We start from the raw sequence: 10,289 nt of genomic DNA, 5'->3' as shown, positions 1-10,289 counted from the left end.
ACTCCACCTTCATGATCACCTGCGCCTCAATGGGGAACCCGCACTGCGTGATCTTCGTGGATGACGTGGAGAACTTCCAGGTCGAGAAGTACGGTCCGCTCATCGAGAACCACGAGATGTTCCCGCGCCGCACCAACGTGGAGTTCGTGCAGATCATCTCCCGCACCGAAGTTCGCCAGCGTACCTGGGAGCGCGGCGCCGGCGAGACCCTCGCCTGCGGCACCGGCTCCAGTGCGGTGACCGCCGCCTGCGTGCTGAACGGGCTGACCGAGAAGAAGATCCTCAACCACCTCTCCGGCGGTGACCTGGAGATGGAGTGGGCCGAGGACGGCAACATCTACATGACCGGCCCGGCGGTGGAAGTTTTCACCGGCGAGATCGCGATCTAAAAAGGAGACGTGAAGGGTGAGAAGTAAAGGGTGAAAGGCGACTCCCGTGGGTAGCAGCCTTTCACCTTTTCACCTTTCACTGGTACCTATGACCTGTCCCATCTGCAGCAAGTGGCACGACGACCCCGAGCAGCGCATCGTGGAACTGGACCAGACCCTGGTCTCCCTGAACCGGGACCAGTTCTTCACCGGCTACTGCTTTGTCTACACCAAGGAGCACGTCACCGAGCTTTTCCACCTGGACGAGGCGGTGAGAAATGCCGTCATGGCCGAGGTAACCGCAGTCGCCAAGGCCCTTTACAACGCCTTCTCCCCGGCTAAAATCAACTACGAGCTTTTGGGAAACATGGCGCCCCACATGCACTGGCACATCGTGCCGCGCTTTTCAACAGACCCGCTTTGGCCCCGTCCCCACTGGAGCGAGCCGCACCAGGAACTCTTTCTCACCTCCGAACAATACCGCGAACGGGTGGAACTGATCATATCGCACCTCGCGAAGGGATAACGATGGATTATTTGGGCGCACACGTTTCGATAGCAGGCGGCATCTTCAACGCGCCCCAGCGCGGCGCGGAAGTTGGCTGCAGCGTCATCCAGGTCTTCACCCAGAACTCCAACCAGTGGAAGGGTAAAGCCGTTTCCAAGGACGACGCCGCGCTGTTCCGGGAGAAGCTGGCCGCTTCCGGGCTGGTCGATGTCATCAGCCACGACATCTATCTCATCAACCTGGCTTCGGCGCCGGGGGACATCCAGGACAAGAGTCTCATCGCCTTCAAGGAGGAGATGGAGCGTTGCGCGGCTCTCGGGATCGAAAAGATCGTCATGCATCCGGGCTCCCACAACGGCGACGGTGAAGAGGTTGGCATCCGGCGCATCTGCGAGGCCTTCGACATACTCTTCACCCAGGTACCCCAGTTCACCGGCAAGGTGCTCCTGGAGAACACCGCCGGGCAGGGGAGCAACCTCGGCTACAACTTCAACCACCTGAAGGCGATCATGCACGGCACTGGATTCCCGGAGCGCTTCGGCGTCTGCTTCGATACCTGCCACGCTTTTGCCGCCGGTTACCAGATCAATGACCGCGACGGTTACCTGCGGACCTTCGACGAGTTCGACAAGATCCTCGGGATCGACCGGCTGTGCGCCTTCCACCTGAACGATTCCAAGAAGGGACTGGGGTGCAAGGTCGACCGCCACGAGAATATTGGCGAGGGCACGCTGGGGCTGGAACCGTTCCGATTCATCATGAACGATCCCCGTTTCGTGAAGATCCCTAAGGTCATCGAGACTCCCAAGGAAGGGGACATGGACGTGGTGAACCTCAGGAAGTTGCGGGAGCTGATTGAGAGCTGATGAACCCCATCCTCACCCCTGCCCTCCCCTTGAAGGGGAGGGAGAGCCTGAGGGAGTGCAGGAAAGATTGCTGGAGCTCAAACCGCTCGTCCTGAGCCTGTCGAAGGACGTTCTAAACTCTTGCGACAGCAGGTCTTCTTAAGGGAGGAGAGCCATGCGTGAGAAGATAGAGATCGTGCAGGGGGACATCACCAAACTTTCTGTGGATGCCATCGTCAACGCTGCCAACACCTCGCTCCTCGGCGGCGGCGGGGTGGATGGCGCCATCCATCGCGCGGCGGGACCGCAGCTTCTGGAAGAATGCCGCACCCTGGGGGGCTGCCCCACCGGCCAGGCCAAGATCACTGCGGGCTACCGGCTTCCTGCCAGGCATGTGATCCATACCGTCGGACCGGTCTGGCACGGAGGGGGCAAGGGAGAGCCGGAACTGTTACGGAGCTGCTACCGCAACTCCTTCCGCGTGGCCCGCGAGCACAAGCTGACCAGCATCGCCTTTCCCGCCATCAGCGCCGGTGTGTACGGTTACCCGATGGACAAGGCGTGCCGCATCGCCATGGAAGAGGCCAAGGCGGCGCTGGAGAGCTATCCTGAACTGAGCAGGGTGATCTTCGTGGCCTTCTCGCCCGATGCGCGGGAGATCTACGAGCAGACTGCCAAGGAGGTTTTTGCGTGAAGGCTGTCATCCAGCGAGTCAAAGAGGCATACGTCACCGTGGACGCAAAGGTGGTCGGCGAAATCGGCCAGGGCATCGCTGTCCTGCTCGGCGTCGAGATCTGCGACACGGTGAAGCAGGCCGACTGGATGGCGGAAAAGATCGTCAACCTCCGTATCTTCTCGGATCAGGAGGGAAAGATGAACCTCTCCGTCCTCGATGTTAAGGGGAGCATCCTGGCCGTTTCCCAATTTACCCTGGCCGGCAACTGCGAAAAGGGGCGGCGGCCCTCCTTCGACACGGCGGCTGCTCCCAACGAAGCCAATTTCCTCTACGAATACTTCATGGGCAAGCTGTGGGAACTCGGCGTGCCGGTGCAAAGCGGCATCTTTCAGGCCGATATGCAGGTCGGTCTGGTCAACGACGGACCGGTGACCTTCATCCTGGAATCCCCCAAGAAAACAACTCCCCGCTAGATCGTCCGCTATGCTAATCTACCAGCTGTAACCGTTCGTAAATCTCCCCCCGAGAAGGATTCGCCCGCCGTGGAGCTGAAAAACATCCTGGAAGGACTTTACGCGACGCGCTCCCAGACGCATCTCGCCAACGACCCTCTTTCTTTCTGCCACCGGTACCAGGCTCCGGAAGACAGGGAAGTAGTGGGGCTGATCGCGGCCTGCTTCGCCTATGGCAACGTAAAGATCATCCTGAAGAATCTGGATCGCATCTTCGGGACCATGGGAGATTCGCCTCGACGCTTCATCGAGCGGTTCGAGCCGGCAGAGGGAAAGCGGATCTTCGCCGGATTCAAGCATCGCTTCAACGATGCGCGTGACCTCTGCGCCCTGCTGCTCGCCTGTCGCATCATGCTGGAGGAAGCCGGTTCCGTGGAAGGGTGGATGCTCCGCTTTCATGACGAAGTTAGGGAGGACGTCACCGAGACGCTCTCCGGTTTTGCCGAGGCGGTGAAGAACCTCGACCTCTCCCCGGTCTTCCGTCGAAAATCGGTGCCTGAGGATTCCTACTTTCCCTTCTTCTTCCCGTCTCCCGCCAGCGGCAGCGCCTGCAAGCGCATGTGCATGTACCTGAGATGGATGGTGCGCCCCGACGACGGCATCGACCTGGGACTTTGGAAAGGGATCACTGCGGCGAAGCTGGTGGTGCCGGTGGATGCCCATATCCAGAGGATCTGCCGCTTCCTTCGTTTTACGGAGAGGAAACAGGCCGATTGGCGGATGGCATGCGAGATCACCGCGCGCCTGCGCCAACTTGACCCGTCCGACCCCGTGAAGTACGACTTCTCCCTGTGCCACCTCGGCATCTCCGAAGGGTGCGACGGCAAGGACCTCTCCAAGTGCCTGCAGTGCCCGATCACGGACCTCTGTTCGAAAGGTTAAGGGGTCGGTGGCACCGCAACCAGGACTTTGCTCCTTGCTCCATTACCGCTATCACCAACTATCCCCTCTCCCCCCGGAAGAGGGTTAGGGTGAGGGAACTTTCCAAGAGGATATGAGGCTTCCCTCACCCCTGCCCTCTCCCGCAGGGCGAGGGAGAGTTGGCAAAGGGGGAAGAGGTGACAAGGGGTGAAAAGCAACAATCGACATGACTGAAACTTCCTTCGCATACTTCCACGGCTTCGAGTTTTCCGACCAAATCGGCGAAATTATCGCCATCAGCCCGGACCAAGTCGTCCCTGCGCTGAAATCCCTGGAGCGGCAGCTCGCCTCCGGGCTTCACGCTGCGGGCTTCGTCAGTTACGAAGCCGCCCCTGCCATCAACAGCGACCTCACCACCTGCACTCGCGGTAAGCTCCCGCTACTGCACTTCCGGCTCTATCGGACCCGTTCCCGGAAGCTCCAGCCCCCCTGCTACGACCTTTTCCACACTTGCGACTGGCAGAGTTCGCAGGAAGAAGAATCTTTTGCCGGTGCGGTCGACACCATCCGGGAACTTATCGCAGCCGGCGACTGCTACCAAGTCAACTTCACCATGCGGCAGGGCTTTTCCTTCTCCGGTTCACCCCGCGCTTTCTTCCACCAACTCTGCCGTCGGCAGCCCACCCCTTACAGCAGCTATTTCGAAAGTGGACAGCATCGCATCCTCTCCGCCTCTCCCGAACTGTTCTTCTCGGTAAAAGACGGCGTGCTCACCACCCGTCCCATGAAGGGGACGGCCTCACGTGGGAAATCGGCTGAAAAAGACGAGACGCAAAAGAGAAGGCTCAAGGAAAGTCCGAAGGAATTGGCTGAAAATCTCATGATTGTAGATTTGCTGAGAAACGACATGGGAATTGTTTCGCAGACCGGTACGGTGCGCGTCGCTTCGCTTTTCGACGTCGAGACCCACCCCACCGTGCACCAGATGACCTCGACTATCGAGTCGCGTTTGAACGGGGACGTCGGTCCGCTGGAGCTGATGCAGGCGCTCTTCCCCTGCGGGTCGGTGACCGGCGCACCCAAGAGACGGAGCATGGAGATCATCGCGCAGAGAGAAGGAGAACCGCGAGGTGTCTATACCGGCTGTCTCGGCTATTTTTCGCCTGGCGGCGAAGCCCTCTTCAGCGTGGCCATCCGGACCGTCGTCATCGATCTCGACTCCGGCAGAGGCGAAGTCGGCGTCGGAAGCGGCATCACCTACGACTCCGTTGGGGCCGAAGAGTACGCGGAGAGCCTGTCCAAGTCGCTTTTCGCCAGCCAGTGCGAGGCAGAGTTCCACCTGATCGAGTCGCTTCTCCACGATGAGAACGGATATTTCCTTCTCGACCGGCACCTCGGCCGGTTGGCTCGATCCGCCGCCTACTTCTCGTTTCCCTTTGAAGTCCAACGCGCTCGGCACGCCTTGGAGGCAGCTGCTCCAACCGATGCGGGGAAGTACAAGGTGCGCCTTCTTCTGTTCAGAGATGGCACCCTCTCCTGCGAAGCCGCTGGTATCGAGGATTCGCCGGCAGACGCCGTGGCCGGCTTTGCCGAAGCAACTGTTGACTCGGCCGATCCTTTCCTGTACCACAAGACCAGCCGGCGCAGCTTGTTCGCCAGCGAGTTGGGAAGGCGTCCTGACCTTGCCGAGGTGATCTTCCTGAACGAGCGGGGCGAGGTCACCGAAGGGGCTAACAGCAATGTGGTAGCGCGCGTCAGCGGAGTGCTCGTTACCCCTCCCGTGGCGAGTGGTCTGTTGCCGGGGACCTTCAGGGAAGAGCTGGTGGCTAACGGGACGGTGATAGAACGGGTGCTGACTCGGCGCGAGTTGGAAGAGGCTGAGGAAGTCTTTCTGATAAACTCGGTGAGGAAATGGCGCCGGGCGCGACTGGAAATATTACTTAAGATAAATCGATAACGGAGGTCATCATGGAAAGATACGGATTCTTAGGTCTCGGCATCATGGGGAGCGCCATGGCGAAGAACCTGCTCAAGGCCGGGTTCAACGTTACCGTCTGGAACCGCTCGCAGGACAAATGCTGCGAACTTGCCGCCCTCGGCGCCACGGTGGCCGCCACGCCCGCTGAGGTCACCGCTTCCTGCCAGATAACCATAGCCATGCTGGCCGACCCGGCTGCGGCGCATGCTGTCTGCTTCGGCGCGCAGGGGGCGCTGGAAGGGATCGGCGAGGGGAGGGGATATGTCGACATGTCCACGGTGGACGCGGTAACCGCCAAGGAGATCGGGAAGGCCATCACCGCGAAGGGCGGTGCGTTCCTGGAGGCTCCCGTCTCGGGGAGTAAGAAACCTGCCGAGGACGGCACCTTGATCATCCTCGCGGCCGGCGATCGCCCACTCTACGACAAGACACTGCCGCTTTTCGAGAAGATGGGGAAGAAGATCCTCTTCCTCGGTGAGGTCGGCCGCGGCGCCGACATGAAGCTCATCGTCAACATGGTGATGGGCGGTATGATGGCCATCTTCTGCGAAGGGCTCGCCTTGGCCGGCAAGGCGGGACTCTCCTCCGCCGACCTCCTCGATGTCCTCGATTCCGGGGCCCTGGCCAATCCGATGTTCAAGCTGAAGGGAGCGCAGATCACCCAGGGATCCTTCCCGCCGGCCTTTCCGCTGAAGCACATGCAGAAGGACCTCCGGCTGGCCGTCGCGCTGGGCGATTCCCTGGCGCAGCCCCTGCACGCTGCGGCGGCTGCCAATGAGACCTTCAAAAAGGCCAGGGCGCTGGGCCTCGGTGGCCAGGACTTCTGCGCCGTCTTCAAGGCCGTCGAATCATGAAAAAGCTGCTGACCTGGGGAGGCGTGGGGCTCCTTACCAGTGCCTTTCTCGATCCGGTCATTTACGCAAGTCTGGAACAGCCGGTACCCTGGGGACGGGACGTGCTTATGGCGGCGGGAGGCATCGTCTGCCTGTACCTGCTGGTCAAGTTCCGCAAGCAATTCTAGGGGTTCCGAGAGATTGGCGTTGACAAAACGGTGTTGCTCCCTTATGCTTCATCAAAATTGAATAGCAGACCTAGCTTATCGAGAGTGGTGGAGGGAAAGGCCCTGTGAAACCACAGCAACCGGTCCGTTAAGGGCGCCAGGTGCTAAATCCTGCCGAAAGGCGAAGATGAGAAAGGTGCTTTGAACGTACTCGTACACTCAAAAAGCCCCTTCTCACATCCGAGAAGGGGCTTTTTCCGTTTATCAAGAGAGAGATAGATGTCCATCGGTATAGTCACAGAACAGATCGCCAAGTTTGATACCGAGCTTCGGCTGGAGAGCGGCCGTATCCTCGGTCCCATCCAAATCGCCTACGAGACCTACGGCACGCTGAACAGCGAGCGCTCGAACGCCATCCTGGTCACCCATGCCTGGACCGGCAGCGCCCATCTGGCGGGGCGTTACAGCGAGGAAGAGAAGAGGGCAGGCTGGTGGGACGATATCGTCGGCCCCGGCAGGCTGCTCGATACCGACCGCTACTTCGTGATCTGCTCCAACGTGATTGGTTCCTGTTTCGGCTCCACCGGCCCGACCTCGATAAATCCCAAGACCGGCAAGCGCTACAACCTCACGTTCCCGGTGATCACCGTGCGGGACATGGTGAAGGCCCAGACGCTGCTCATGGACCAACTCGGCATCGAGAGGCTTTTCTGCGTGCTGGGCGGCAGCATGGGCGGGATGCAGGCGCTGGAATGGGCAACCCAGTATCCGGATCGCGTCGCTTCCGCCGTGGTGCTGGCTGCCACCCCGCGTCCGTCCGCGCAGGCCATCTCCCTGAACGCCGTGGCACGCTGGGCCATCTTCAACGATCCCAACTGGAAGAAAGGCGAATACCGCAAGAATCCCAAGGACGGCCTGGCACTCGCCCGCGGCATCGGCCACATCACCTTCCTCTCAGACGAGTCCATGACGGCCAAATTCGGGCGCCGGTTCTCGGCACGCGACGGCCAGTTCGACTTCTTCGGCCAGTTTGAGGTTGAGCGGTATCTAAGCTACAACGGCTACAACTTCGTCGACCGCTTCGACGCCAACTCGTTTCTCTACCTGGCGAAGGCGCTCGACCTGTACGACGTCGCCTCAGGATTCGAATCGGTCGACGAGGCCTTCCAGCCGGTGACGGCCTCCCTGCAGTTCTTCGCCTTCACCTCCGACTGGCTCTATCCCCCCGCCCAGACCGAGGAGATGGTCGACTCCCTGAAGAGGCTCGGCAAAGACGTCGACTACCACCTGATCACCTCCTCCTACGGCCACGATGCCTTCCTGCTGGAGGCCCCGACCTTCACCCCGATGGTGCAGGAGTTCCTGGAGCGGGTGAAATACTGATCCCCTTTCAAGCACAAAAAGCCACCTCGATTACGCGGTGGCTTTTTTTTCAGCATCATTTGCCGTCGGAAACTCCTGTCAGGTCGCGAAACAGAGTCCGCTCATCTCGCTGTCCGCGCGCCGGATGAAGCGGGCGAAGTCACCTTCTTCCAGAGTGACCAATTCCCCGATGGTCGCTGTTTTCAGGGTGTCGATCTCGCAATCGCAGGTGTTGTAGGTCGTGTTGTAGAAGGCGATCCGCTTCTCCCTGTCGAGCCCCATCTGCAGCAGTTGTTCAGCCCCCTTTCGGATCAGTTTCAGCTTATCGTTCAGATCGTCAGCGTCCTTGACCGTCCATACTCCCAAATAGATCGGGCTGCTTAAATTCCTGGCGTCCCCGATCAACTCGCCGCGCAGCAAATCGTCCTTGTCGCGGCCAAGCAGGGGGACGAAGTCCAGGTGCTCGGCGAGCTTCCTGTCGGTGACGAAGAAATTGCCGCTGTCGGGGTCGAGGGTGAAGATCATGGTCCGACCTATCGCCTGGCCGTAGCTTTCGAACATCACCCCCCTGTACTCGTCGAAGGGGACGTTCTGTTTCAAGTAGGCCTCGTTCCTGCTGATGCGCCTGGTTATTCCTAACAGCCAGGAACGGATCGATGGGGTCTCGATCCGGCACTGTCTCAGCTCTTCCTTAAGCTGGTCGAAAGACATGCTGCCGAAACGGTAGAGCAGCACGCTCTGGAAGATATCCCTGATGTTGTTGTATCTGCTGAAGTGATAGATCAGATCGAAGCTGAAGACCTCCATCTGTCTCAGTTGCCAGATGAATGATGAGATCTCGCTCCTGCTGCTCTCCGGGGTGAGCCCGATCTTCTGGGTCGATTTTATGAACCTGATGTACCTGGTCCAAAGGTCGGTCAGCAGCGCCTTCTCCCTGGAGTGGCTGGCCCGGAGCCTGATGGTCCAGCGAGTGAAGAGTCCTGGCTGGCTCTCCACCTTGATTCGGTCCGCGCCGAAGGTGGTGTAGATCTGCCTGGTCCCGATCCCCTCCCCGTTTCCCTTGGTGGATTTGCCGACGAAGAGAGGGAAACCGTCCGCCCCTTTTCTCAGCCTTTCCTCCTCGATACCCATACCATTGTCGGTGATTGAGAGGGTCACCTCGTCGTTTTCCTGGCCGAGTTCGAAGGTGAGGAGGCCGCGTACGCCGGCGGACTTGATGGCGTCCAGGGCGTTGGAGACGATGTTGATAAGCGCGCGGCTGAAGGGCATGTATGTGCCATCCACAGGTTCGATCTTCGATTTGAGGACCAGCCTGACCTCGCAATTGCTATCTACCGCCTCGACGAATGGGATCACCCGCTCGGTCAACAGGTCCTTCAGGGAAACTTTGTGGGAGAGGTGGACATTATCTTCATACATGTTGAGGGTGTTGAGGAGGGCGGTGTTCTCCCGGTTGATGTCCTCCACTACCTTGTTGAAGTTGTCGACCGACATCATGGTCGCCATGTCGAACAGGACCTTCAGGGATTTCTTCACATCGTGGCGGACCCGGGAGAGTTCTTCGACCTGGGAGACGTCCCTGCGCTTGGTCGACGCCACCGTTTCACTGAGCCTTCGGGCGGACACCGACATCAGGTGGAACTTCATCTTCCGATAGACGATAGTGTCCTCGATGACGAACCCCTTGCTCCTGAAAAAGTCGATGGAGCTGATCAGTTTGTCCCAGACGTAGAGATAGATGTGGGAATCGGGGGCGACTGTTTGGGCGAGATGGGCGGCGAGCGCGGTCCCTATTCCCTTGCCCCTGCCAAACGGGCTGGTGGCTTGGCGGTAGATGTGGAATTTTTTGTGGTTGGGGGTCGCGTAGACCAGGATGTAGCCGAGCAGTTCCCCTTTTTCCTCCCAGACGAAGCTGTGCTGATAGTCGATATCGATAGCGCGATCGAGGACGTAGGGAGACGGGATCTGCAGTGAGTCGAGGTTTAGGAGGGGAAGCTGCCTGATGATCTTTTCGTGCTCTGGGGTCAGCTCTTTTATGAACTGCGACCTGCCGGTGTGCGGTTGCGGAGTCGCCTGTGTTGAGTCTTTGCCTTCCACCTGGACCTCCGGACGCTGCTTCGCGTGCCCGTTTCGAGAAGATTCTCTTCAGCTACGGGCGCATTCTAGCATGCCGCGGTAA

The 10,289-nt window shown here is 59.6% G+C and carries 11 protein-coding genes and 1 riboswitch; of the genes, 10 read left to right on the top strand and 1 reads right to left on the bottom strand.

The features are described from left to right. The 10 genes from dapF to metX all read left to right on the top strand — a co-directional run. A partial coding sequence (dapF, locus tag VJ604_RS10740; protein ID WP_324082355.1) for a diaminopimelate epimerase occupies window positions 1–389 on the top strand: 389 nt, incomplete at its 5' end. 88 nt (window positions 390–477) lie between these two features. Then, a complete protein-coding gene (locus tag VJ604_RS10735) occupies window positions 478–894 on the top strand; it encodes an HIT family protein (protein WP_324082354.1) in 417 nt (138 codons plus the stop codon). A gap of 2 nt (window positions 895–896) precedes the next feature. Continuing rightward, complete coding sequence (locus tag VJ604_RS10730; RefSeq protein WP_324082353.1) at window positions 897–1,742, top strand: deoxyribonuclease IV; 846 nt, start codon at window positions 897–899, stop codon at window positions 1,740–1,742. A gap of 154 nt (window positions 1,743–1,896) precedes the next feature. Beyond that, the gene (locus VJ604_RS10725; RefSeq protein WP_324082352.1) at window positions 1,897–2,415 is read left to right on the top strand and encodes an O-acetyl-ADP-ribose deacetylase; all 519 of its coding nucleotides are present in this window, start codon (window positions 1,897–1,899) and stop codon (window positions 2,413–2,415) included. Further along, the gene (dtd, locus tag VJ604_RS10720; RefSeq protein WP_324082350.1) at window positions 2,412–2,870 is read left to right on the top strand and encodes a D-aminoacyl-tRNA deacylase; all 459 of its coding nucleotides are present in this window, start codon (window positions 2,412–2,414) and stop codon (window positions 2,868–2,870) included. Before VJ604_RS10725 ends, dtd begins: the two co-directional genes overlap by 4 nt. Before the next feature lie 69 nt (window positions 2,871–2,939). Beyond that, on the top strand, window positions 2,940–3,791 hold the full coding sequence (locus tag VJ604_RS10715; protein WP_324082349.1) for a TIGR02757 family protein: 852 nt from the start codon (window positions 2,940–2,942) through the stop codon (window positions 3,789–3,791). Between the two features lie 205 nt (window positions 3,792–3,996). Further along, a complete protein-coding gene (pabB, locus tag VJ604_RS10710; RefSeq protein ID WP_324082348.1) occupies window positions 3,997–5,727 on the top strand; it encodes an aminodeoxychorismate synthase component I in 1,731 nt (576 codons plus the stop codon). A gap of 11 nt (window positions 5,728–5,738) precedes the next feature. Then, a complete protein-coding gene (locus VJ604_RS10705; RefSeq protein WP_324082347.1) occupies window positions 5,739–6,602 on the top strand; it encodes an NAD(P)-dependent oxidoreductase in 864 nt (287 codons plus the stop codon). Beyond that, entirely contained in the window at window positions 6,599–6,769 is a 171-nt protein-coding gene (locus VJ604_RS10700; protein ID WP_324082346.1) for a hypothetical protein, read from the top strand. Before VJ604_RS10705 ends, VJ604_RS10700 begins: the two co-directional genes overlap by 4 nt. Before the next feature lie 72 nt (window positions 6,770–6,841). Next, window positions 6,842–6,942: riboswitch (SAM riboswitch) on the top strand. 85 nt (window positions 6,943–7,027) lie between these two features. After that, the gene (gene metX, locus VJ604_RS10695; protein ID WP_324082345.1) at window positions 7,028–8,131 is read left to right on the top strand and encodes a homoserine O-acetyltransferase MetX; all 1,104 of its coding nucleotides are present in this window, start codon (window positions 7,028–7,030) and stop codon (window positions 8,129–8,131) included. 78 nt (window positions 8,132–8,209) lie between these two features. Here the strand turns inward: metX and VJ604_RS10690 are convergent, their stop codons facing one another. After that, window positions 8,210–10,207 (bottom strand): GNAT family N-acetyltransferase, encoded by a 1,998-nt coding sequence (locus VJ604_RS10690; protein ID WP_324082344.1) that lies wholly within the window; start codon window positions 10,205–10,207, stop codon window positions 8,210–8,212. Window positions 10,208–10,289 lie beyond the last annotated feature (82 nt).

The organism is Geomonas sp., from assembly GCF_035254065.1.
Lineage (GTDB): Bacteria > Desulfobacterota > Desulfuromonadia > Geobacterales > Geobacteraceae > Geomonas.
Note: the sequence above shows the minus strand (reverse complement) of the source record. Positions and strands in the feature narration are given on the sequence as shown.

Coding starts and splice junctions, on each gene's coding strand:
- VJ604_RS10725 (WP_324082352.1), top strand. CDS start 1,897: ATGCGTGAGAAGATAGAGATCGTGCAGGGGGACATCACCAAACTTTCT.
- VJ604_RS10735 (WP_324082354.1), top strand. CDS start 478: ATGACCTGTCCCATCTGCAGCAAGTGGCACGACGACCCCGAGCAGCGC.
- VJ604_RS10700 (WP_324082346.1), top strand. CDS start 6,599: ATGAAAAAGCTGCTGACCTGGGGAGGCGTGGGGCTCCTTACCAGTGCC.
- VJ604_RS10705 (WP_324082347.1), top strand. CDS start 5,739: ATGGAAAGATACGGATTCTTAGGTCTCGGCATCATGGGGAGCGCCATG.
- metX (WP_324082345.1), top strand. CDS start 7,028: ATGTCCATCGGTATAGTCACAGAACAGATCGCCAAGTTTGATACCGAG.
- VJ604_RS10730 (WP_324082353.1), top strand. CDS start 897: ATGGATTATTTGGGCGCACACGTTTCGATAGCAGGCGGCATCTTCAAC.
- pabB (WP_324082348.1), top strand. CDS start 3,997: ATGACTGAAACTTCCTTCGCATACTTCCACGGCTTCGAGTTTTCCGAC.